The sequence below is a fragment of the Sporosarcina sp. BP05 genome (assembly GCF_014282005.1).
GTDB lineage: Bacteria > Bacillota > Bacilli > Bacillales_A > Planococcaceae > Sporosarcina.
In genome coordinates, this window is the sequence record NZ_JACFTD010000018.1 from 1 (window position 1) to 22243 (window position 22243).

26 protein-coding genes are annotated in these 22243 nt (G+C 35.5%); 15 read left to right on the forward strand and 11 right to left on the reverse strand.

Annotation, left to right across the window (positions count from 1 at the left end; genetic code table 11):
- Positions 1-495 precede the first annotated feature (495 nt).
- On the forward strand, positions 496-1230 hold the full coding sequence (locus H2672_RS15645; protein WP_186672898.1) for a hypothetical protein: 735 nt from the start codon (positions 496-498) through the stop codon (positions 1228-1230).
- A 609-nt stretch (positions 1231-1839) separates the two neighbouring features.
- Positions 1840-2220 (forward strand): hypothetical protein, encoded by a 381-nt coding sequence (locus tag H2672_RS15650; protein WP_186672900.1) that lies wholly within the window; start codon positions 1840-1842, stop codon positions 2218-2220.
- Between the two features lie 232 nt (positions 2221-2452).
- Here H2672_RS15650 and H2672_RS15655 read toward each other — a convergent pair whose 3' ends face one another.
- From H2672_RS15655 to H2672_RS15690, 8 genes are all read right to left on the reverse strand, one after another.
- Positions 2453-2653: a hypothetical protein gene (locus H2672_RS15655; protein ID WP_186672902.1), complete on the reverse strand. Its 201-nt coding sequence runs from the start codon at positions 2651-2653 to the stop codon at positions 2453-2455.
- Positions 2650-3405, reverse strand: a complete 756-nt coding sequence (istB, locus tag H2672_RS15660) for an IS21-like element helper ATPase IstB (RefSeq protein WP_186672904.1) — start codon at positions 3403-3405, stop codon at positions 2650-2652. Before istB (H2672_RS15660) ends, H2672_RS15655 begins: the two co-directional genes overlap by 4 nt.
- Positions 3402-4952, reverse strand: a complete 1551-nt coding sequence (istA, locus tag H2672_RS15665; RefSeq protein WP_186672906.1) for an IS21 family transposase — start codon at positions 4950-4952, stop codon at positions 3402-3404. Before istA (H2672_RS15665) ends, istB (H2672_RS15660) begins: the two co-directional genes overlap by 4 nt.
- Positions 4953-5354: 402 nt before the next feature.
- Positions 5355-6638, reverse strand: coding sequence for a murein biosynthesis integral membrane protein MurJ (gene murJ, locus H2672_RS15670; RefSeq protein WP_186672908.1), 1284 nt, complete (start codon positions 6636-6638; stop codon positions 5355-5357).
- Between the two features lie 551 nt (positions 6639-7189).
- Positions 7190-7669, reverse strand: a complete 480-nt coding sequence (locus H2672_RS15675) for a hypothetical protein (RefSeq protein WP_186672910.1) — start codon at positions 7667-7669, stop codon at positions 7190-7192.
- A gap of 191 nt (positions 7670-7860) precedes the next feature.
- Positions 7861-8583 carry a permease prefix domain 1-containing protein gene (locus H2672_RS15680; RefSeq protein ID WP_186672912.1) on the reverse strand — a complete coding sequence of 241 codons (723 nt, stop codon included), beginning with the start codon at positions 8581-8583 and terminating at the stop codon, positions 7861-7863.
- Positions 8584-8806: 223 nt separating this feature from the next.
- Entirely contained in the window at positions 8807-9643 is an 837-nt protein-coding gene (locus H2672_RS15685) for a permease prefix domain 1-containing protein (RefSeq protein WP_186672914.1), read from the reverse strand.
- Positions 9630-9980, reverse strand: coding sequence for a PadR family transcriptional regulator (locus H2672_RS15690; RefSeq protein WP_186672916.1), 351 nt, complete (start codon positions 9978-9980; stop codon positions 9630-9632). The genes H2672_RS15685 and H2672_RS15690 overlap by 14 nt, the downstream gene beginning before the upstream one ends.
- Before the next feature lie 572 nt (positions 9981-10552).
- On the opposite strand from H2672_RS15690, the gene H2672_RS15695 reads away from it, so the two are divergent.
- The 13 genes from H2672_RS15695 to H2672_RS15755 all read left to right on the forward strand — a co-directional run bounded on the left by H2672_RS15695 (position 10553) and on the right by H2672_RS15755 (position 19309).
- The gene (locus H2672_RS15695; protein WP_186672918.1) at positions 10553-11158 is read left to right on the forward strand and encodes a recombinase family protein; all 606 of its coding nucleotides are present in this window, start codon (positions 10553-10555) and stop codon (positions 11156-11158) included.
- 10 nt (positions 11159-11168) lie between these two features.
- The gene (locus H2672_RS15700) at positions 11169-11663 is read left to right on the forward strand and encodes a hypothetical protein (protein ID WP_186672920.1); all 495 of its coding nucleotides are present in this window, start codon (positions 11169-11171) and stop codon (positions 11661-11663) included.
- Positions 11664-11666: 3 nt separating this feature from the next.
- Positions 11667-13844: a DNA topoisomerase III gene (gene topB / locus H2672_RS15705; protein WP_186672923.1), complete on the forward strand. Its 2178-nt coding sequence runs from the start codon at positions 11667-11669 to the stop codon at positions 13842-13844.
- Positions 13845-13951: 107 nt separating this feature from the next.
- Positions 13952-14131, forward strand: a complete 180-nt coding sequence (locus H2672_RS15710; protein WP_186672924.1) for a hypothetical protein — start codon at positions 13952-13954, stop codon at positions 14129-14131.
- Positions 14132-14249: 118 nt separating this feature from the next.
- Complete coding sequence (locus tag H2672_RS15715) at positions 14250-14447, forward strand: hypothetical protein (RefSeq protein ID WP_186672926.1); 198 nt, start codon at positions 14250-14252, stop codon at positions 14445-14447.
- A gap of 15 nt (positions 14448-14462) precedes the next feature.
- The gene (locus H2672_RS15720; RefSeq protein WP_186672928.1) at positions 14463-14891 is read left to right on the forward strand and encodes a DUF2538 family protein; all 429 of its coding nucleotides are present in this window, start codon (positions 14463-14465) and stop codon (positions 14889-14891) included.
- 980 nt (positions 14892-15871) lie between these two features.
- Positions 15872-16105, forward strand: a complete 234-nt coding sequence (locus tag H2672_RS15725) for a hypothetical protein (RefSeq protein ID WP_186672930.1) — start codon at positions 15872-15874, stop codon at positions 16103-16105.
- A 20-nt stretch (positions 16106-16125) separates the two neighbouring features.
- Positions 16126-16398, forward strand: a complete 273-nt coding sequence (locus H2672_RS15730; RefSeq protein ID WP_186672932.1) for a hypothetical protein — start codon at positions 16126-16128, stop codon at positions 16396-16398.
- A 123-nt stretch (positions 16399-16521) separates the two neighbouring features.
- Positions 16522-16884: a single-stranded DNA-binding protein gene (locus tag H2672_RS15735; RefSeq protein WP_186672934.1), complete on the forward strand. Its 363-nt coding sequence runs from the start codon at positions 16522-16524 to the stop codon at positions 16882-16884.
- Between the two features lie 15 nt (positions 16885-16899).
- Entirely contained in the window at positions 16900-17856 is a 957-nt protein-coding gene (locus tag H2672_RS15740; RefSeq protein WP_186672937.1) for a toprim domain-containing protein, read from the forward strand.
- Positions 17857-17864: 8 nt separating this feature from the next.
- Entirely contained in the window at positions 17865-18509 is a 645-nt protein-coding gene (locus H2672_RS15745; protein ID WP_370569679.1) for a ParA family protein, read from the forward strand.
- Between the two features lie 172 nt (positions 18510-18681).
- Positions 18682-18924 (forward strand): hypothetical protein, encoded by a 243-nt coding sequence (locus H2672_RS15750; RefSeq protein ID WP_186672939.1) that lies wholly within the window; start codon positions 18682-18684, stop codon positions 18922-18924.
- Positions 18925-19054: 130 nt separating this feature from the next.
- Entirely contained in the window at positions 19055-19309 is a 255-nt protein-coding gene (locus H2672_RS15755) for a hypothetical protein (protein WP_186672941.1), read from the forward strand.
- Positions 19310-19372: 63 nt separating this feature from the next.
- On the opposite strand, the gene H2672_RS15760 is transcribed toward H2672_RS15755, so the two are convergent.
- Genes H2672_RS15760 through istA (H2672_RS15770) form a run of 3 tightly spaced genes read right to left on the reverse strand, consistent with a single transcriptional unit; the run spans position 19373 to position 22057 of the window.
- The gene (locus H2672_RS15760; RefSeq protein WP_186672942.1) at positions 19373-19696 is read right to left on the reverse strand and encodes a coiled-coil domain-containing protein; all 324 of its coding nucleotides are present in this window, start codon (positions 19694-19696) and stop codon (positions 19373-19375) included.
- 52 nt (positions 19697-19748) lie between these two features.
- The gene (istB, locus tag H2672_RS15765; protein ID WP_186672944.1) at positions 19749-20495 is read right to left on the reverse strand and encodes an IS21-like element helper ATPase IstB; all 747 of its coding nucleotides are present in this window, start codon (positions 20493-20495) and stop codon (positions 19749-19751) included.
- Positions 20492-22057 carry an IS21 family transposase gene (gene istA, locus H2672_RS15770; RefSeq protein ID WP_370569680.1) on the reverse strand — a complete coding sequence of 522 codons (1566 nt, stop codon included), beginning with the start codon at positions 22055-22057 and terminating at the stop codon, positions 20492-20494. Before istA (H2672_RS15770) ends, istB (H2672_RS15765) begins: the two co-directional genes overlap by 4 nt.
- Between the last annotated feature and the right edge of the window lie 186 nt (positions 22058-22243).

Consider the following 22243-nt stretch of genomic DNA (forward strand, 5'->3'; position numbering starts at 1 on the left):
GAATAAGAAACGTCATATAAAGTTAACTGGTCTATAATTGGAATATGAGAGGGTGATTATAATAAATAAACGAAAGGAAGCTACGCCTAAATTCATAGTAGTGATATCCATTATTTTCGGCTTATTTGTAATTATTCAAAGCGTTCAAGTTATTTACACGCCCCATACATTTGTAAGAGTTGTGAACTTAATATCTACAATCTTTGTATCTGGAGCAATCGGGGCCTTTATTAGAGAAATATTTATTTTAAAGAAAAAATAAATATTAATTTCCTAAATATTAATTTATAGCTTCAACTAACGGGGCAATTTAGTGGAAGAAAAGGTCTTTGTAAAAATGATGTCGAATAGGTTAATATATGTAAATTTTCGAACGAAGAGAAGGTGTTTAAGGGGTACTTTACTTAAAGTTGGGATTTGTACTTTTTATTGAATTAACGGGTTATCCGAATGGATAATGAAAAATTATGAGTAGTTGAAACTGGGAGGGTATATATGAAATATTTATATACGATTATCATACTTTCAATATTGATCATGGGTGGATGTTCTAATAATGGGTCTGAGAATAATTTAAAACAAGAAAATGAACAGTTAAAGCAAGAAAATGCAAAGTTATCAGTAGTTAAAGAGGAATTAGAATTAGATTTGAAAATAGTTAGCTCTGAATCATCTAGGGAAAATGAACAATTAACTAGTGAAATAAGTTCATTACAAGTCGAAAGTGAAGCGCAAAAGGAAACAATTAATCGTTATCAGAAGGCTTTTGAATTTTTAACTACCAATACGAATACTATTGCCGATACTTTAAGTATCTTTTCAGCAGAAGAAGTTAAAAAAGGAAGCCATATTGCTGGATTAATCGTTTCTGATGCAGGAAAGGAGACGGCTAATGAGTCAACAAGTTATTATGTGAAATTTACAGGTGAATTTGAAGTCAGAGGCTCAATAATACACAATGTAATTGGAGGAAGTCAGTATTCTTTTTTAATTAAAGAAAATTTCGAGAGAATACCACACACGTTAGAACAGTTTGAAAGAGGTAGCGTTTATTTTGATATTGAAAATGATGAGGAACTAAAAAAAATATTGGGCGACAAATTAGAAGAATTACCCGAAGATGGTGAATTAGAAATAGAGGGCGTTTTTAAAAATTATTCTTTTAACTATGTTCCTGAAACGGATTTTCCAAGTTTTTCTGAATTTGTAGGATTGAAATCAGAGAACTAATTTTTGAATAGTGGATGGGTGTTTTCTTGTTAAGCTAACGTGGTGCTTTACTTCAATTTTGGGGTAAGCACCCTTTTCTTATTGCGTAATGGAGTTAACTACTTCCGCGAACTGGCGTTATGTCACCCTAAGGTGCATGCAGCATACACACTTAAAAAGGTCTATTTCTCTTACAACTCAGCTTTCGTACGTTAGAATTCTACTTACTCGATTTTGTAAAACCTATTTTTGAAAAATAGGTTTTCGGAAAAACAGCATCCATCATTTGTTCTTCTTTTAGGAGATGAAAGCGGGTCTCAGCAGTGGTTTGTCCTTTATATATTTTTAGTACCCCCAGCGATGGAAACGTTGTCTCATCCAACTTGTTGGTGATTAAAATGAAGGTGCTGAGGAGTTGTCGTTTCGTTTCCAACACGTCATGGGCAGGTTCGGATAAGTCTTGGTGAATGCGATACACGGTCTCTATTTCAATCTGCTCATCCTTTTTGAGATAGCCTCGTTTGAGGTTTTTTTAATAATAGACCCACGCACTTATGTCATGAAATAAACATCCTATTTTCAGAAAAGTTAATCATAATATGATATTATAGTATTAATTGGGGGGGTATTATGAAAAAAATACTTTTAATTCTATTTATTCCACTTTTTCTTATAAGTTTAGCTGCGTGTAACGAGAAGGGAAAAGTAATCACCTATCAAGGAGAAGGGGAAAATTGGAGAGCTAGTTATGTAATAACTGAGTCTAACCTTTCACATACTATCTTTTACATCGGTAATGAAAAAGTTCCTGAAACGATAGATTATACTATTTCCCATAACTACCGAGGTAGAAACTTAGCTGTGAAAAACTATCCCCTAAATAAAGATGGCTTAATTGAATCAACAAAGCCAGATTCTACCGAAGATTCATTACATCAAGTGGATGAAAGTATTGCCGTGAAGATAAGTTGGGAAGGTAAAGAAGAAGTACTTAATTTAAAGCGTAAATAGACTTACACAGAATTGAATGGGTTTACAGTATTTGTTCTTAAATCTATGACTGATTACAGCCACGTGAATGTACCACTGCTGCCATACTTTTTACCAGCGATTGCCACGTATTGTACCACTCATTGCCAACGAGTTTACCATTGAACGAAAAGGTGAGTATTGCGGACTGATCAAGCCAGTAAGTGCGGGGAAGAGAGCCATCGGAATGTTACCGTTCCAATGGCTCTCTATTTTATCTAAACCTTTTATTTTCTAATTGCTTGTCAATAATATCAATGGCCCAACGAACGAGTTCATCATGATCTATTGCCTCATCCTCAATCGATATGCAGGAAGGTAATAGTCTATCTTCTACCTTCATCATCACTTCATCAGGTAGATACATGTGTAAAAAGTACCTAGCTATACGATTTTCAATTTCTGATGGAATCATTTAGACTCCCCCAATCCGTGACGCTCCCGCATGGAAACTTCTCCGTCTATCAATATTTGATAGGAATCATGGATAATTCTATCTAGGATAGCTTCCGCAATTGTTTCATTACCCAATTTTAAATGCCATCCACTAGGATCAATTTGTGAACAGTAAATAGTTGAAGCCGCTTTATGGCGGGATTCAGTAATCTCCAGCAGAGTTGTTGCTTCCTCCGTTGATAAATCTGTCAATAGCCATTCATCAAGAATCAAGAGATCAACCTTTGTATACTTTTTGATGCATTTACGATAGCTTCCATCTGCTGCTAGTTTTGCGAGTAGCAGTTCATCAAGTAATTCTGGTAAGCGAATATATTTCACTTGATAAGATTGTCGACAAGCAGAAATGCCGAGTGCCGTAGCTAAAAATGATTTTCCTGAACCAGTAGGTCCCTTCAATATAATGTTGTGACTGTCTTGGATATAGAGGCCGCTAGCTAGTGTCAAAATCATTTTTTTGTCTAGTCGACGGTCCTCATAGTACTCGATATCCTCAATACAAGCCTTTGAATTTAGAAAAGTAGCTGCTTTGATTAACCGTTGAAGCTTATTGCTCTTGCGACGAGAATATTCCAAATCAACGAGTAAAGAAAAACGATCTTCAAAACTCATCTTTTGGAATTCTTTATTTGATGCTTGTTCCTTGTAAGCTTCCGACATACCAATCAATTTTAGCTCGTGTAATTTTGTTAATGTTTGTTCATTCATCATTTTTCTACACCTCCATAATAGGATGCGCCCCGCGTGAAGGCATGGTTATCCTTGCCGATTTCTGTTTCACGTATTATTTCTTGCTCGGCATCATCCTTTTTATTGGTCTTTAAAATCGTTTGAATATTTTTAACCGTAGGTCTTTTTGTAATAGAAAACACATTTTTACAAGCGCGCTCAATTTCATATTTTGTGTAACGATGCTCTGATTTTTTTAGTGAAAAGATAGATTGTAGCGCCTGTTTCTCAGTCTGATAAGTATCTAGAATATAACGAATGACTTTCAAGGTTGATGGACCGATAGCTCCAGCCCACTCTATTGCCGCTTCTGACGTTTGGTCTACGTATAATTTATGATTGTCTGGCATATGGTCACGAACCGTGGATAGTTGACCGAACCTACCATACAACCGTTTATGAGAAGCCACTCTCATGTGATTGAAAAGGATCTCAACGAAATCATCTGACAGTTTAATTTCGACTTGCTGATTGATATACTCGTATGGAACAGAGTAAAACATGCTTTCAACAGAGATGTGATAATCTGGTCGTACTTTCGCTGTTTTCCATTCAGACATTTTGTAAGGTGTTAATGGAAGAGGGGAAAGCGCAAATTTCTCCTCTTCTTCAAACGCCGACAAACGACACCCCTCTTTACGGGTAAAAGGTCGCTGATTGAATTCATCCAACTTCACCCAAACTTCTTTATTCAATTCATCAAGGCTGAAGCAGTGTGAATTTCTTAATGCCGCAATAATCCATGTAGAAATCACACCTACTGCACCTTCTACGCTGGCCTTATCTTTCGGTGTCCGAACACGTGCAGGCATGACAATCGTGCCGTAGTGGTCTGCCATTTCCTTGTAAGTAGGATTCAAGACTAATTCGCGCGATGTATGCTTTGTCACGCCTGTTTTAAGATTGTCTGGGACTACAATCTGTGTAACGCCTCCAAAATACTTATACGCATGATTATGAGCTGTAATCCATGAATGTAAGTCCATAGATAAGGTAGCTTCTGCATATGCAAACTGACTGCACGGCAGTGTCGCAACGTAAACATATGCCTTTATCTTTTCACCGGTATCCCTATCAATGATAAAAGATGTGGACCCTGCCCAATCGACTTCCATAATCTCGCCTGGTTTTCTACGTATACGCAGGGTAGCTTTGTACTTATCTGCATACTTACTGTAATGCCGCACAAAACTGCGATACGAGTAGGGAATCTTATGATTCGTTCGGCACTCAACCTCATATTCGTGATGGAGAAGCGATAGTGTTACATTCGGCTTCGCTAATTCCTTATGAATATAGTCAAATTTCAGTGGCTGTCGACCCGAAGACTCTAACGTTTTTTCTGGAAATAGAAACTCTTCGATCCATTGGCTCGTCATTACCTCCTCTAAAGGACAGACTAATCCTTTCATTTCAGCGAGATTGATGACCTCTGTTACTTTTTGACGAGAGTGTCCTGTACTTGCGGTAATGCCCCTCAAACTGATCCCTTCAGCGTGTAGTTCCAATATCTTTCGATAATGAATCATACAAAAAAACCTCCTGTATAAGCAATGTCACACCAGTAGGTGTGCTCATTAATTATACAAAAGGTATGATGTGGTAAAGGCTTTGTCACTCACTGGTACAATCCCTGTCACTTGGTGGTAAAAAACATGTCACGAGTGGTACATTTCATTGGCTGTAATCATATGACACCAGAAAATAGAAAAGCCTCGCACTATTTTCTGGATTTTTTATGCATAACTTTAAAATCGAAAGTGACCAATCTAACACAATGGAAATATGTAAGATTTGCGAAAAGTCCCTCTTTCATTTAGAAAGGGAGACTTTTTTCTATTGCATGTGTCATAACTTATTGAGTAATGAAGTTAACTACTTCCATGAACTTTTGATTTATCTATTAAAAAGCATAAAAGAATTAGCTACATTTAAAATTTCCATTTCACCCTCGCATAAATAACAAGCATCATGAAGTTCGCCACGGCACTAATAACCGTCCCGTAAGCAATCGCCGAAGCACCAAATGAGCCCATCATCAAATAAATAACCGCTACATTAATGCCTAAGACGCTAATCACACTAAATATTACCGGCACCATTGAATTGGCTTTTGCATAGTAGAATCGAGTGATATAAGTATTCGCAGCGAGGAAAAACATTGATAACGAAAATGCGCGAAATATCGGTATCGTTAGCAAGACCGATTCCCTTGTAAATTCCCCACGTTCGAAAACAAGACTGATAAGCGGTTCTGCAAAAAAGTAAGCGACAGCCATCGTTGGAACGAGTAGTACGACTAGATAGAGCAATCCCTTTTTATAGAGCGCACGGATAGTCTCCATGTCGCCCTCTCCCTCTTTTCTACTGAGGAGAGGATAAATGACGGTCGTCACTGCGGTCATCAAGATTGCCTGCGGAAGGCCAGTCGATTTCGAGGCAATGTTAACCGCAGTAACCACCCCTTCTCCAAACCGCTCAGATACAATCCTATGAATGAGAATATAGAACTGTAACGAAGCTCCACCGAACAATATCGGCAAAGCGATAACCCATAACCTCTTAACATCTTCAGACGTGCCAAAAGATAGTTTCAACGAATAGAGTTTCGATTTCCGAAGTCCTGAATAAAGAAATCCACCCATTAACAGTGCACCAAACAATGCACCAATCCCATATGATTCAGGTCCGAAATAACTGGTTAACAAGACAGCTATTCCGACAAAGGCTGCATTATATAGAAGAACCGCAATACTAGACAGGTTGTATTTACCGTTTACATTAAGCACTCCGCTCATCCATGTCGATAGGACAAGAATGATTGAAGATGGCATCATCCAAAGGTATAGATTACGTACCAATGCATACTCTTCAGCACTCTGATTCTTGAAGAATAGTCTCAAAGTTGGATCTGTAAAGATGATTAACGTAACTGTTATGGAAACTGCAGTGACAAGAACAGTCGTAAGCGACTTTCGAACGTACAAAACCTTATCTAATTTCGTCGAATGATAGACGGATATAAATGCTGTCGTTAATCCACCACCAACAACGAGGTAAATAAAATTCGGAATTGTATACGCTTTTGCAATTGCATCAGCTGTAGTCGACATACCATACTGATTCGTTATCGCTATTTCCCTAATAAAACCAAGTAACCTGGCCAGTATATTAATGATCGCAACTGCCCCAACAATTTTCATCATTTTATTCATTAATACAACCTGACCTTTCTCGGCAGAACGTTAAATCAACGACAAGTTCCCTAAAGTATTGTCATACCAATACTTAGTAATTTCCATTTGCTTAGCTGTTTCATCAATTCTATCAGAACTATCATTCAAGCACACTTACCCCAAGCATTTCACTGAAACCTGAGGATAAAAGGAAACTTGAATACTATGTCTTATCTATCAAGTCGTTTACATCGATCATGATAGTTTAAAGAAAGATCCAGATGTATTTTAGTTCACTCGAAAAAATACGAATCTAATACAATGCAACTATGTTAAATTCAGAAAGGGAGACTTTTATATATATTGTAAGTGTCATAACCTTTGAGTTTTGACACCTTAACTTAAAAGTTGTTAGAGTAGGTGTCACTTTTGGAGTTAATTTGCACCTATTTCAAGTGCTATTTTGCACCAAAAATAAATAATAAAGCCTAATTTCCCTTTTAAATGATAGGGAAATTAGGCTTTTGATGTTCAACAAACGCACCCGAATGTTGAATACCATTCCAATCTTCGAATGATTATCATAACAATTATTCTTTTACACAGATTAAATTTAAGGGCGTGCTGTTGCTGGAAGTTTTATCTGTTTTAAATTCGGTGTCTTCTCTTTTAATCTGAAAGGAACCATATAACTTTTCATTTTCACTTGATGAAACACTACCAAACCAATAAATATAGTTTTGAATACTTTCTCCTTTACAAAATAGAATAAGCACACGATCTTCTCGATATGCTACTGAAAAGTCGCTGATTCGATTTGCATCAATTCCATATTTCTTCTTTATTTCAGCTTTGTCCGTGTACGGAGTAACTAGTATTATATTGTCCCAATCACCATCTACTATTTCGCTAAAATCAACATACTCGTTCTGTTGAACTTCTGATTTAATATTTGAAAGAATTGTATCACTTTCGTTTATTTTGTAAGTATTATACAATACGACTGTTAATATAGTTAAAACCAAAAAAAACATTACATAAGTCAAGAGATTCCGAGACTTTAAATTCATTTTTTCAGCTCCTTTACTTCAATTGGATTAATCTATTCCTTTACTTTATTACGTTTAAAGGCAATATAAGTTCCAATTAAATTGAAAGTAAAGTTTTTCGTTATCCAAGATAATGGCCCGTTAGTTGAATAAGGAACATTTCCTTAAAAACTAATTTTCATCTAACTCATTCACTACTTCCATGTTAAATACTAACCAAAAGCTTTTAAGCGATTCCGATTGTAAAAACGAACTGCACCCCAAAGAATAAATAAAACACCTGAAATAGCAAAGAAAATATAATAGAGAAACTCATATTTCAGATAACTATAGGTTTTATATTGCCATTCCGCACGCCATTCAGTTCCGACATTACCGTTGTAATCTACTCTCATCATACCTGATTCACCCGTATTTTCTTGCCCGTGAGTAAATACCTTTTCAACCGTACTTTTACCATCAACCTCTGAAACCTTTAAGAGTGCAAAGTAACTAATGTTTTCAAACCATTTTGAATTCCGTTCAATCATTTCTTCTAAGGCAAGTTTAGCTTCGGAAGTGAATTCAACCTTCGTTTGAAATGATTGTGTCACATTATCCATCATATCTAGGGTTTCACTGTATTTTTTATCCCCCATAAATAACGTAACTGAAACAACTAAACCTACCAATAAAAATATCATTGCTGAACGTAATAGCCTTTTTGCAAACTTTTTTTGAGATTGAAACATTGTTAATAACCCTATTGCAATTTGTTTTTCATCTCCAAATCTATCTAAAGCAATAGAAACTGCTTCTTGCTCTGATTTTCCTTCTGCTTTTAACTCTTCAACAGTTTCTAATAAATGTGAACGCATTTCTTGTTTCAACTCTTTTGCTTCTTTCCCACTTAAATGGGCATATATCGAGTTGACAAATTGATCAATTTGTTTCAATACCGTTCTCCTCCCTCTGAAAAACAAATCAATAATCTTCTTAACAAATCTCCATTCCTTACGTTTTTTTTAAATCCTTCTTCATCAAGTCTTGTAAGTTTATAAAATTTCCTCCTGGCCCTTGTTCATCACCCCAACAAGATTCGATCCATTTATTCTTTTCTAATCGCTTAGGGACAAAATAGAAAAGCACTATTGTTGTTACAATAAAGCACACGTTTGTTTAATAAGGAAGTCTACTATTTGTCTTTGATAATTGTCTATTTCCAACCAATCGGTAATAAAAATAACCTAAAATATTTAATGTAGCAAATACAATAATCCATCCAACATTTAATCGTCTATGATGATAAGCGTTAATAGTTGCCCATATAGTAAACAATGTCCAATAAACACCGATACCTACTAAAAGAAAAATAATAGCCGCTCCTTCATAACTTTCTGATTCAATATTGACATGCCAGGTATTGTTACTTTCGCTATATCCATTGATAATTGGGAACCCCGTACTATTCCAAACGTTGAGTAAGAATTCTTCTCGATAACTATATATTGGTTCAACGTATGCATTAGTAGAAATTAGTTTTTCATGATCATATATGCTAATTCCAATAATTCTTCCACTACTTTGTACAATTTCCTGAATATCAGTTTCAAGTTTTGATGGTATTCGTTCATTATCGCCTAATTTCTTAAGAATTTGAGAAGCTATCTGATTACTTTGATCCAATTTACTTTTTTCGATAGGCTTTACAATACTAAAAATGAGAATGGAAATTAAAAGACTTGCAATCGCTGTATAAAGCACCCATTTCGCAAATGTTTTTTGTGCTTTAGATAATTGTCCTACAACCGAACGCATTTCTTTTTCTCCGCCAAATCTTCCAATTGCAATTTCGATTGCTTCTTGTTCAGACTTTCCTTCTTTTTTCAATTCGTGAACTGCCTCTAGTAAATGGCTTTTCATTTCTGCTTTTAATTCATTTAATTCTTGTATTTCTTTTTTATTTCCTCCGACATTTTGATAAACCGAATCAACAAATGCTTCAATTTGCTTCATTTTTTTTTCCACCCTCCAAAAACGAATCCATCAATTTTTTTACAAATTCCCACTCCTTACGTTTTTCTTCAAATGCTTCTTCACCAAGTGGTGTGAGTTTATAATATTTTCTTCTTCCTCCTGGTCCTTGTTCATCACCCCAGTAGGATTCAATCCATTCATTTTTCTCTAATCTCTTTAAAGATAAATACAGGGTACCTTCTTTTAGTTCAAACTTTTCATTGCTTCTTTCTCGCACTAATTTAGCTAGCTCATAGCCATACATATCTCTTGTATGTACAAGAGATAGAATTAACGTATCAATATGACCTTTTAAAACTTCTTTATTCACTTCCAAATTTGACCACCTCCTAAATTAGTTATAATACAGATTACTATATAATGCAAGGTATTCATTCAAAAAAATAAGTTCTTGTTCAACTAAATGGCCCGTTTGCTGAACAATCAAAAAAAATCTTCGTCAACTTTATTATAGCTTAATCTAATAGAAGTTGTCGTTTGTTCCAAAACTCGTCCTTTTCTGAACACGCACAGATTCCCGTTGAAATGAATGCTTTTTATGGCTATAGACGTTACAAAACCCTGTTCATTATTCTACGTTCAATAACCTAATAAAATCTATCTTATGTTGCAATGCAGAAACCCAGCTAATCTTCTCATGTGAAGGTGGCCGGGTTTTTAAAGTTTGAAGTGCAAAATAACACTTAAAGCAAGCGCAAATTGAATTCCAAAGTGACAGTTTATAGCCGCTGCTTATAATGACAACAGAGTATACTCTGTTGTCATTATGGTAAATCGTGGTATGATAGGGATATAAAAGTGACAACAGAGTTGCGCACTAAAGGAGGCAATTTGTGATAAATACTACTGAACAAAAAATAAATAGATTTTTAGGAAGTGCATAAAGATATGGCAAAAGTAGGTTATGCGAGAGTAAGCACCAAAGACCAAAATTTAGACCGTCAATTGGAATCTTTAAAAGACGTTTCAAAAATATTTGCCGATAAATTAAGTGGACAATCAACCGAACGACCACAATTAAAAGCCATGCTTGAATATATCCGTGAGGGTGACATTGTTGTCGTTACAGAGCTTGACCGTTTAGGGCGAATCAACATAGATATAACTGATATTATGAACGCCATTCAAGAGAAGGGAGCGACACTAGAAGTCCTTAATCTTCCTTCTTTGAAGGGTATCCAGGACGTTAATTTAAGGCGATTAATCAATACTCTAATGATTGAGATATATAAATATCAGGCCGAGAGTGACCGACAGCGTATTAAAGAACTACAAGCCCAGGGCATTGCTATCGCTAAAAAGAAGGGCAAGTTTAAAGGTGGGAAACTGAAATATAAAGAAAATGATCCTAAGCTGCTGTACGCTTTCAAGTTATATCTTGAAGGAGAAACCGAAAAGGATATTGAACGAATTACTGGTATTAACCGAAGAACTTTCAGAAGGTACAGAGAAAAATATGAAATATATACAGATGAAGATAAAAATAAAAAGTGAGGTTGAAACTATGCAAGAAAACTTACATGTTGAATTAACTCATGTTGATCCAATTAATTTTAACAACGTACCACACATGCACAATTTCATGAATTATTTATTTAGAACGGGTCAGAATCAAAAATGGACGAACGAATTAACCAAAAATAACTTGTTATTCAAATACGAAAACGATGTATTAGTTTCATTTGAATTTGATGAAGACTTCACAGCTAGAGAAAATCTAAAAAATGAAGTGTATTCAGTTCTCATGCCTTTAGTGAGAAATAATTCTGAACGTGAATTATTAAATGACATTGTTTATTTAAATGCTATTAATTTAGAATCAAAAAAAGAAATCAATGGAGAACTATCTCAAAAAGATTTGAAGGAAATATTAAAAGAAATCGTTATTGTTTCTAACAAACAAAAAGATGAAGTTTTTTTCGTTGCACATTTAGATCAGGTAGATAGTTATTTTCATATTCATTCTGTATTTCTAGAAAAAGAAAAAGGTGGATGGTAATATATGGAAACGGTTGTCCTGGCAGAGAAGCCATCACAAGCCCTAGCCTACGCTAGGGCATTCCAAAAAATGGAGAAGAAAGATGGATATTTTATAGTGAAAGATAGTATTTTACCCAATGGAGAAGCTTACATTACTTACGGTTTTGGACACTTAGTTGAACTAGCCCCACCAGGTCACTACGATAAAAAGTGGGAGAAATGGAGCTTGGAAAACCTACCGATTTCCCCTACAAAATTCGACTATTTAATTTCAGATGATAGAAAAAAGCAATTTAATATAGTTGAAGGATTACTGAATAAATGCCAAAAAACAGGTTCTAAAAAGTGTAAAAAACTGGTAATTATCGGGACGGATATTGACAGAGAAGGAGAAAATATTGCTTGGAGCATTATTAATAAAGCGAATGCCCACACAGAAGATAAGACTTTTAAAAGGCTATGGATTAACAGCCTGGAAAAAGAAGCAATTCGAGAAGGTTTTCAGAATTTAAGAAACGGTGAGGATTATCTACCTTTTTATTATGAAGCGAAAGCAAGACAAATCAGCGATTGGTTGATAGGTATGAACGGATCAGTCCTGTTTTCACTGCATTTAGAGAGGTTAGGAATTACTGGAAACGGTGCCTACTCCATCGGACGTGTTCAGACACCAAGTTTATACATGATTTATAAGCGCCAAAATGAAATTGAGAACTTTAAAAAAGAACCTTACTTTGAATTAGAAGCCAATATAAAAGCAGAAAAAGGATCATTTAAAGCCACGTTAAGCCCATCACAACGCTTCAATACTAAAGATGAAGTAAAAGCCTTTTCACAAGAGAAAAACGCAACAGAAGGTACACAAAGCAGTATTATTGCAAACGTTGAGAAGAAAGAGAAAAAAACAAGCAGCCCTTTACTTTATTCTCTAAGCAACTTACAAAGTAAAATAAATCAGCAGTTTAAGGCGAGTGCCACCGACACACTAAAAGCAGTGCAAGGATTGTACGAAGCTAAGTTATTAACTTACCCTCGAACTGATACAACGCATATTACTGAAGCTGAATTTAATTACCTTAAAAATAATTTGGATTCTTATAAATCATTTTTAGGAATTGAAATTGAATCAACACAATTAGAACCAAGAAAACGATTTGTTGACAATAAAAAAGTTGTTGAACACCACGCAATTGTACTTACAAGACAAGTACCGAGCAAAGCCAATTTTGACAAATTGCCTGACTTACAACAAAAAATCTATTTATTAGTTGCAAAAACAACTGTAGCCATGTTCCTTCCTGATTATAAATTTGAAGAAACGATAATCGAAACTCAAACGGGGGATCTTCTTTTCCAAACAAAAGGACAAGTGCCGTTGGAAATCGGCTGGAAACAATTGTTTTCTAAAAGTGAAGAAAAAGAGGAAAAAGATACGGTTTTACCAAGTGTAAACAAAGGCGAAGTAGTAGAAGCTACTATTTCTTTAGCAGAAAAAGAAACGCAACCACCCAAGCCATATACCGAGGGTACGCTCATTACAGCCATGAAAACAGCTGGTAAAACAGTAGACGATGAACAGGCCCAGGAATTATTGAAAGAGATTGAGGGCATAGGTACTGAAGCCACAAGAGCCAATGTAATCGAAACGCTTAAAAATAGAAAATATATGATTACGGATAAAAACAACTTAGTGGTAACTGAAAAAGGAAAGATTCTATGTAAAGCCGTTGAAGGTGAGCCACTTCTAACAAGTGCCGAAATGACAGCAAAGTGGGAAACCTATTTAAAGAAAATAGGGAGAAAAGAAGGTAGCGCTGAAAAGTTCTTGGAAAATATTCAAAAGTTTATTCTTCATTTAATTGAAAAAGCGCCCGTTCACATTGCTGGATTAGATACCAGCAGCTATGAAAAACAAAAAGTAAAAGAAGAAGAAAAAGATATTGTCGGTAAATGCCCGAAGTGTGAAGGTAACATTACGGCAAAGAAATCATTTTACGGTTGCACTAATTATCCTAACTGTAAATTTACACTGTCGGATAATTTCAGGAAGAAAAAATTAACCAAAACAAATGTAAAAGACTTACTTCAGAGAAAAGAAACATTAGTAAAAAACATTAAAAAAGCAGATAAAACCACCTATAACGCAAATATCAAAGTAAATGAAAAAGGATATATTGATCTTGTTTCATTTGCCAAATGAATAATCAAGAATCCAAGTATACTTGCAAGTATACTTGCAAGTGCGTTATGTTATAATTAGAGTATGAGGAAACATTCAACGAAATAAAAACTAAGGGGTCGATAGAAATGGAAGATTATAAAAAATTAGAGGGTAAAACTATTTCGAAGATAGAGGTCAAAAAAGATCGAACTATTGACATTCATTTTACAGATGGAAGCGCAGTGTATTTAGACGTTGAATTAGAAGGTGGCGCAATACTCACTGACGGATATTTTCCTGCTATTAAAAAATTGTCAATAAAATAATGGTTTTAAAGGACAATGTATAAAGGGGGTAGAAGTATGGTATTAAGAAATAGTGAAAAAGGAGTCTTCTACGGTTTTCGAAGCTTCCCACAATGCAGAAATCGAAAGGAGAACAGATATGAAGTTGACCGATATTGAATTAGCTTCACTTATTGACGCTTTACTTTATGTAGAAGGTGAAAGGGGTTCAACAAGTAGTGAAGTTGATTTAGTGAGTAGGTTTTGTGATGAATTGCGTGAACGTGGATATTCTTGGAACTCTAATGACAGGGGTCTTATGCTAAATGTAGTTATTGACCAACTACATAAACCGTGAAGGAGCGAATAGATAATGACAGAAATATATTTTATAAACAAACAGCATGAAATTAACTTTAAACGGGTGCTAATGAAATGGAATTTAGCGAAGGTTAGTACTGAATATAGTTCAGCTTGCTATATCCTTTCTGTGCCGATGATTTTCGAAAAAGTTGAAAACCACATCGCAGAATTTGAAAACCCCATTTCATGGATTTATCTATATGAATGGCAGCACACTTTATCAAAAATGGCAGAATACCAGGACGACAAAGAAGATGAATTGGAAGAAGTCCAATATGATTTAACTCACTCAATGATTCAACTTGGACGATTCTCATTAAACATGTGGAACGGCTACGAGCATTTTAACCTACTAGACTGTATAGCTAGGTTAGATGAACAATACTACAATGTATTAAAATGCGCTATGGATGTACGGATGGGCAAAGTTGCTTACTAATGCACTGTTCGAACTTAAAGCGATAAAAGGAAATGGTGGGGTCTTCTATGATAATTAGGTTTGAAGATTCATATGAAAAATGCGCTGATTGCGGTTTTTTTGAAGATGGTGGAAACTTTAAGAATGGTAAATATTATTGTCATGATTGCATTGATAAACCAAATAATAAAGTAGATAAAACCGATCAGGAGTAGTATTATTCTGTCGGTTTTTTCTTTTTGCTTCAAGATGGTTTTTCTCTTGTTTTTTGTTGAAAATCAACTCTGTACGGGCTGTTTTAAGGTTCTTATAAACTAGTTCAGGCACAATCCCCCGTTAATCTTCTTTTTATCCCCTTTAAGGATCTAAGTTCCAGTAACTTTTAAAAATTTAAGGTCAACTTCAGACGCTGGGGTTGCCAAAGGTCTACTAAGAGGTTGTAAGTGAGAAAAGCGCTCACTAACAATCTCTAAGTATCTCGCTTGTATCTAAAAAGCCCGATAACAACAAGTCGTAAAAGATGGCCACTTTCAAAGTACGTGAAAGTAGCCATCTTATAACGATTTGTAAGTTCCTGTCCTTTTCTTAACGCTCCAACGACAACGAAGATCAAGAGAATAAATTCAAGTGCCTAAATTCCAGACCTATTCCCCCTCGTCTACTGGTAGCCCCCTTTTGTTATGGTTCATTTTTAGTGTACTAAGCCGTTTGCTTAAATGTGATTATAGCCTGGCTTCGTAAAAATAAAAGGGTAAATGCTTACTCCTTACAGTCGCCCTTTCATTTTTACGAAGCCAGGCTAAGCCCTAATCACAGCAAACGACTAAGTACACTGAAAAAAATGAACCATAAACAACAAAAGGTGAGGATCAGTATGCCGAGTGTGAATATGGAATTTAGTAAACCTTCCAGCACCACCTAAGTTCCTAAAAAAAATGAGTTGGAAAAGATAAAACCGAAAAAAGAAAATAATTGATTTCAAAAAGAAGGGGAAGATAAAAATGAAAAAATATCTTTATACATTACTAGAGGAAAAAGAAATAGAGCTAGATGATACTTTCGACATTACAGCAAAAGGGAACCTTCATATTTTCGAGTATGGGGCAATCATTGAAGCAATTTTATCTACCACAGAAGAAGAACAGCAAGCCATAAGAAAGATGTTAGTCCAAATAGATTTTGCAAACGGAAGCATAAAAAAATACTTGCAACATTTAGCCCAGGCACTCATTTAAAAAAGAAGGGAAAGATAAAAATGACTATATTAAAAAGCAGCGAACACATAAATGTTAACCAGGAGAACGAAAAAATTAATTTAGATAGGTATAATTTTGTTACTAGCTCACCATTAGTAACTAAAGAGATTTCAGTTGTTGTAGACTTCTTAACAGACGAAATTACAGGTGATACAATCGCATATGGCTCATGGTACGACATTGAAGCGGACGAGTGTATAGAACTATTAGAGAAGCTTGAACCCTGGGAAATCAAGCGAGACTTCACAAGTATCCTCGAAAAATACAAGTAACAATTTAATAAAAAACATAAACACACTTGCAAGTGCACTTGTAAGTGTGTTATAATTATATATAAGATGTAACAAGGAAGATTATCCATTAAAAATATCGCACAATATAAAGGAGTTGTTCGCATGTTTTTACAATCTGATAACTTATTTACAGCAAGAGGAAGACTTGCAAAAAATCCTGTAATCAATATATCGGATTCAGGAAACGTTGTAACTACTATCACGCTGGCACAGAAAACGCCTTTTAAAACTGAAAAAAACGAATATAAAACAGTCTTTATCGAGTATGTTGCAGTGGACACAAAAAATAGCAGCACCGCAACACGATTAGCCGAGTTTAATACAAAGGGATCGCTGGTGACGTTAGAGGGTTATCACGATAGCTTCAGCAAAAAAGGCGAATATGTTCAGGTTAACCGCATATCCGCATTTAGAAATGAAGAAGGTAAAGAAAAAACGGAGCAAAGACGTAACGAACAAAAATAGAAGGAGTGTTGCTAAATGACTAAAAAAAGTAATATTGACTTCTATAATGTTCCGATTACGGACTATTTAATTTCCATTGGCGAACCTATCGTATCAGTCGGGCGCAATTATTATCAGCATAAAGATCATGACAGCTTAAAAATAAATGTACAGCGCAATTATTTTGTTTGGAATAGTCGCAGTGGTGAAAAAAATGCTAGTGGTGGGGTTGTTCAATACCTTCAGATTATGCACAACTTAACGCTCGCTGAAGCCTTGCGGAAAGTTGAGAGCGACTTAACAGGGAATGAGTTAAAGCCCGTTGAAAATAAGGAGAGAGCCTATCCAAAGGTTTTTAATTATAGAGTCAGTGAAGTTTTCGTGCCGATTGAGGCCCAGCGTTATTTAGTCGCAGAACGTAAAATACCGAATAGAATTGTACGTCATTTCTTTTCAATTGATTTAATTAGTCAAAATGAAAATAAAGAAATTGTTTTCAAGTGGTATAAAGGTGATGAAGTCGTAGGTTTCACGAAACAAGGCACACAACCATTAACTGAAGAACAAAAGGAAAAACACCACACGAAAAGAGATTATTTCAAGTACGTTGCGCCAACTACAGAAAAAGATACATATTGGGGTTTCAATTATTTAATCGGACAACCGAAAAACCTTTTCTTCTTTGAAGCTTCAATAGATTTAGTCAGTTATTATACTTTGCATGAAAAAGAACTTTTAGAAAAAGGTGACTTTTGGTTAATTGCAATAGATGGCGTTGCTATTGAAAAAGTACTTGCTTTTCTTGGTTATGGACTTAAATATTTACGGTTAAAAAGTTGTTTGGAATCATTAAATGTCTGCTTTGATAATGACAATGCAGGTTTATTAGCACTAGGTAAGCTACAAGAAACACAATGGAATGGTGTATCATTCACTGATAGAACACCGAGGGATTTTGAAGACTGGAATGAAGTTTTAAAAAAAAGGGGGTAAGTTAAAAAGTGAAAATCATAACCGTAAACGTTAATAAAGGTGGTACAGGTAAATCAACAGTTTCCTACACATTAGCTAAATGGTTGACGATTGTACAAAACAAAAAAGTGTTGTTAATTGACGGGGACAGGTCTTGTAATTTAAGCTATTCTTTCTCTAATGTTGGTACGTCTTCGATTTTAGATATATTCAACGGAAAAGAGCCAGTGGAAATTTATAACGTTGGGGAAAACCTCGATTTTATAAAAGGATCGGAGCAGCTAGAAGATAACGAACTTGATTTAAAATCAAAACAAAATAATTGTATGTTATTATTCATGTGGATTGCCGATAATTTTCAAAAAGTACAAGAATACGATTATGTCATTATTGATACTCATAACGATACAAGTTTAGTTACTTCAAATTTTTTAGCAGTTGCCGATATTGTTTTGGGTGTTTCCGAACCTTCACGAAACGGGTTCAGGGCATGGTTAGAGCTTGAAGAAACACTTAATTACTTAAAGTCCCAATTAGTTGATGTTGTTTCACGCAAAACTTATGTTACAGCTACACCTTATTTAATCGCCAATAAAGTAGACCACATTGGTAGCAGCAGTAAGCAATTTTTAGAAATGGTTGAATTACAGCGCAACTACCTGGGAATGATTTAAAAGAAAGAATTGCTTGCAAAAACCCTGCTTGAAGATACCAGTATTTTTGAAATGCAGAAGACAATGAGCGACAGCGAAAAAGCAAGACATGAAAAATTTTATGCTAGTATAAATGAACTTTTTGAAAAAGTTATTACTTTAGCAAATCAAACAAAGTAAGGGAGTAATAAAAATGCCTGACAAATATAACGCCTATAAAAAAGCACAAGAAGAAGTATCAAAACCTAATCCCCCAGCTACTGTTACTAATACCATTACAGGTGATATTATCCCGAATAAGAAGAGGGAAACGAAGCAACAAATGTCCATCATGCTTACACCAACACATAAAAAAAAACTACGGAAATTGGCTGACAGCCTAGATATGAGCGCAAGTGAGTTAATCGGTTATTGGATAGACCAACACGAAGATTAATCACAAAAAAGCACACGCACACACAAGTATACTTGCAAGTGTAAGTATACTTTTTTCACACTTAAAGTTTCCCCTACAGGTACACTTTTCGATATTGTAGGGAAAACTTTATATATGGGAAGGTGATGCTATGACGGGTTATTTAACCAGGAAGAAAAGTAAAGGGAACACCTACATTTATTTACGTAAATCGAAGCGAGTAGAAGGGGAAATAAAACATGATTACATCTATTCGTTCGGAAAAATGCCAGCTGCTTTAAATCATATGTACTCAATTGTTAATGACGAGATACCTTTCCCTAGTAAATTAGATGGCTATGATATAAAGCAAATTTTCGATTGGATATGGTGTAAGCGTCAAGTAGAATTGAACACTTTTTGCTAATTAACTTTGAACACTTTCGTTTATATTCTCCTGCCCCCAAATCGAAGGCAGGAAAATTAATGATTAAAATGGTCCTATTCCTAGTCTCTGTTCTAACGAGGAGTTTTCAGTTTTAAGCTTTGATATTTCTTCTTTTAATTCTTTTACTTCCAGTAATAATCGTTCGATTTTCTCCGTGTCATCAATGCCTCTTTCATATATGGTACCTTCCCATAGTAAGTCATAAATGAAGCTATCAATATCCTGCTCCGCAACGAGATAGTTGTCTCCGTCTTTAATACATTTCAATGCCCCATCCTGCAACCATTTCTCAACCATTTTACAGTCACAAGATAGCCCGGTGTCTAAAATATATTCTCGCAATTCCTGTACAGTCATTTTCCACATCAGCCACTAACCTCCGGTTCTTATACGTAGAATACCTTTATATATATCAAAATTAAAACATGGTTTGCCGATGTTTCATTCGATAGCTATCTTCATTCATTTGAATAATTTCTACACGATGGAGTAAACGGTCTAAAATGGCTGTTGTAATCCCGTCATCGCCTAATAATTCTCCCCATTGATCTGGACTCTTATTAGAGGTTAAAATCAAAGAACATCGCTCATAAAGATGGTTGATAAGATGGAAAAACAAGTTGGCTTCCCGCTGATCCATTGCCATGTACATTAAGTCATCGATAATAACTAAATCCGATGCTTCTATTCGATTCAATTGCACTTGTGATTTACGTGTATATTCACGTGTTTTTAAAAGCGTAATTAATTCGCCCATTGGCACGAACACCACCTGGAAACCTTTTTGAATGGCTTCTATGCCGAGGGCAATGGCTAAATGTGTTTTCCCGACGCCAGGGGGGCCTAGTAAAATTAAATTGTATTGTTGTTCAAGCCAACTCATTTCCTCTAGCTGGTTCAACTGCCGCTGGCTAAGGGATGTTTGATCAGATAGATCGAATTCATTCACTGTTTTCAAATAGGGAAATTTCGCCCATTTCATACGTTTTTCCCGACTTTTTTCTTCACGCTTTAGTAACTCGAATTGAACAATTTCCTGCACGAATTCTCTATAGGTCCAAGAAGCTTGTTCAGCTTTGCGTAAAAGCTTGGGTAGCTCGCTTGCGGCCTCCGCTAATCGTAGCTGTTTAAAATATTCTTGTAGGTTTTCTATGCTTTCGCTCATGAAACGACACCTCCTAAAATGTCGGTGTATGTACTGATTGAACGTGTTCCAACCTGTATATTATATGACCTAGATTTAACTGATTTGGAACCCTGAATTAGCTGTTCTTCATTAGTCATTGTGCTCAAATACTTAGCGACATCGGTAAAGTCATTGGCACTCATCAAATGTTCATCCACGCACTTTTGTAAAGCACGGTCGATGAAAGCTACGTAATCAACCGTAGCTTTATGAAAAATACCAAGCTGATCCCTTTTGTATCGCGGATAACTTTCCAATACTTTATCCAGATAGGTAGTTGCTAACTCTGCGTTTTTAAATTGTCGAATGACGGTTTCCTTATACGCTTGTATCCCTTTGGAGCGATCTCGACTATGATTACGATTCTTTATTAATTTCCCTTTGGTTAATTCTATAAGATGCTTGGCTAAAACCTCGCCCTCTGGATATCTTGTAATCACGAGGTGTTGGCGGTTATCTTCGTCTTTATGAATATCTATAGATACCTTGTTAAGACCCTTGGGTCTATATGTGCCGAGTGGAACAGAATATCGATTGGATTTATAGTGTAAAGTATTGTCCTTGTTGACCGTTCTTGTTATACTTGATTCATTCGTATCTTCAAATAAGGTCAGATGAGAGACTGGTTTTAAGTGTTGCTTTTCGAGGAGAAACACTTCTGCTGGTCTTTTTTTTGTACCACTATGAACCTTAAAATTCCCCGTCCGTTTCAGCCATTCTAGGCATCGTTCATTCCAATTATCAATTGTTGTGAATATGCGACTGTCCGCGAAATTACCTTTCACATATTTCACTACATTTTCAATCATCCCTTTAGATTCCGGGTCAGCTTTTCGACATAAATACATCCTGAATTTTCTTTGTCCTTTATAAGCTTGAAATTCCCCGGTCAAAATAATATCTCCGCTGTTTTCACTAACTGTTATCAAATGATCCTGGTCATACACGATTTCTTCTGGCATCCCCCCAAAGTATTGAAGGGCATTTTCGTGGCTTCTAATCGTGTCGCGTGTGGTAAATGGCCGGTCTTGCCATTCTATGTATTTATAACGGGAGTGGGACAAGACAAAGCAGATACAATACAATTTAACCTCTCGCTTGTCTTTTGTTTTTTGACGGGTTTCTCCCCAATCAACCTGCATTTGTTTTCCCTTAGGTTGCTCTTCAATCGCTTCATAAATTCTTTCCCTTGGTCTTTTTTCAATCTGATATTCCTCACGTAGTTGGCTAACATACAATCGCATTGTACTTTCTGCAACTATAAAATTAGGGAATCTTTCAAGTAACCAATCTTGCATTTGCGCAGCTGATAAATGTGGGTACTCTTGCAGCCATGCAAGGAGCCATTCTTTATGTTGATCCAGTTTTTTCTTTCTAGAACTTAGAGAGCTGCTCCATTTAAATGACTCATCTGGTGTCATTTCCAAGTACTTGTAAACTGTTGTTCGAGATATCTTCAACTGTTTTGCAATTTGTGAGATAGAAAAGTTTTGTTCTGTCATTTGTTGGATTGTTAAATATAACATCAGTTTCTTTTTCACCTTTCGTCCTCCTACCAGTTAGCTACTTTAGTAGTATAACGGGTGAGGGGTATTTGTTGGTGAAAGTGTTCAATCTTATTTAGCGGTAACTGTCCATTTTAGTATAGCGTTTACATATGGACAATTGAAACTGGAAAAACAAAAAAAGGTAGAGATTTCAAATTGTGAAAATATGATAAATAAAAA

What these genes read in the sequence shown, in the direction of transcription:
- H2672_RS15725 (WP_186672930.1), top strand. Translation starts at nt 15,872, where the DNA reads ATGAAAAAATATCTTTATACATTACTAGAGGAAAAAGAAATAGAGCTA.
- istB (WP_186672904.1), bottom strand. Translation starts at nt 3,405, where the DNA reads ATGATGAATGAACAAACATTAACAAAATTACACGAGCTAAAATTGATT.
- H2672_RS15715 (WP_186672926.1), top strand. Translation starts at nt 14,250, where the DNA reads ATGAAGTTGACCGATATTGAATTAGCTTCACTTATTGACGCTTTACTT.
- H2672_RS15695 (WP_186672918.1), top strand. Translation starts at nt 10,553, where the DNA reads ATGGCAAAAGTAGGTTATGCGAGAGTAAGCACCAAAGACCAAAATTTA.
- murJ (WP_186672908.1), bottom strand. Translation starts at nt 6,638, where the DNA reads ATGAATAAAATGATGAAAATTGTTGGGGCAGTTGCGATCATTAATATA.
- H2672_RS15720 (WP_186672928.1), top strand. Translation starts at nt 14,463, where the DNA reads ATGACAGAAATATATTTTATAAACAAACAGCATGAAATTAACTTTAAA.
- H2672_RS15760 (WP_186672942.1), bottom strand. Translation starts at nt 19,696, where the DNA reads ATGTGGAAAATGACTGTACAGGAATTGCGAGAATATATTTTAGACACC.
- istA (WP_186672906.1), bottom strand. Translation starts at nt 4,952, where the DNA reads ATGATTCATTATCGAAAGATATTGGAACTACACGCTGAAGGGATCAGT.
- H2672_RS15655 (WP_186672902.1), bottom strand. Translation starts at nt 2,653, where the DNA reads ATGATTCCATCAGAAATTGAAAATCGTATAGCTAGGTACTTTTTACAC.
- topB (WP_186672923.1), top strand. Translation starts at nt 11,667, where the DNA reads ATGGAAACGGTTGTCCTGGCAGAGAAGCCATCACAAGCCCTAGCCTAC.
- H2672_RS15740 (WP_186672937.1), top strand. Translation starts at nt 16,900, where the DNA reads ATGACTAAAAAAAGTAATATTGACTTCTATAATGTTCCGATTACGGAC.
- H2672_RS15750 (WP_186672939.1), top strand. Translation starts at nt 18,682, where the DNA reads ATGCCTGACAAATATAACGCCTATAAAAAAGCACAAGAAGAAGTATCA.
- H2672_RS15645 (WP_186672898.1), top strand. Translation starts at nt 496, where the DNA reads ATGAAATATTTATATACGATTATCATACTTTCAATATTGATCATGGGT.
- H2672_RS15700 (WP_186672920.1), top strand. Translation starts at nt 11,169, where the DNA reads ATGCAAGAAAACTTACATGTTGAATTAACTCATGTTGATCCAATTAAT.
- H2672_RS15675 (WP_186672910.1), bottom strand. Translation starts at nt 7,669, where the DNA reads ATGAATTTAAAGTCTCGGAATCTCTTGACTTATGTAATGTTTTTTTTG.
- H2672_RS15710 (WP_186672924.1), top strand. Translation starts at nt 13,952, where the DNA reads ATGGAAGATTATAAAAAATTAGAGGGTAAAACTATTTCGAAGATAGAG.
- H2672_RS15730 (WP_186672932.1), top strand. Translation starts at nt 16,126, where the DNA reads ATGACTATATTAAAAAGCAGCGAACACATAAATGTTAACCAGGAGAAC.
- istB (WP_186672944.1), bottom strand. Translation starts at nt 20,495, where the DNA reads ATGAGCGAAAGCATAGAAAACCTACAAGAATATTTTAAACAGCTACGA.
- H2672_RS15685 (WP_186672914.1), bottom strand. Translation starts at nt 9,643, where the DNA reads ATGAAGCAAATTGAAGCATTTGTTGATTCGGTTTATCAAAATGTCGGA.
- H2672_RS15650 (WP_186672900.1), top strand. Translation starts at nt 1,840, where the DNA reads ATGAAAAAAATACTTTTAATTCTATTTATTCCACTTTTTCTTATAAGT.
- H2672_RS15735 (WP_186672934.1), top strand. Translation starts at nt 16,522, where the DNA reads ATGTTTTTACAATCTGATAACTTATTTACAGCAAGAGGAAGACTTGCA.
- H2672_RS15755 (WP_186672941.1), top strand. Translation starts at nt 19,055, where the DNA reads ATGACGGGTTATTTAACCAGGAAGAAAAGTAAAGGGAACACCTACATT.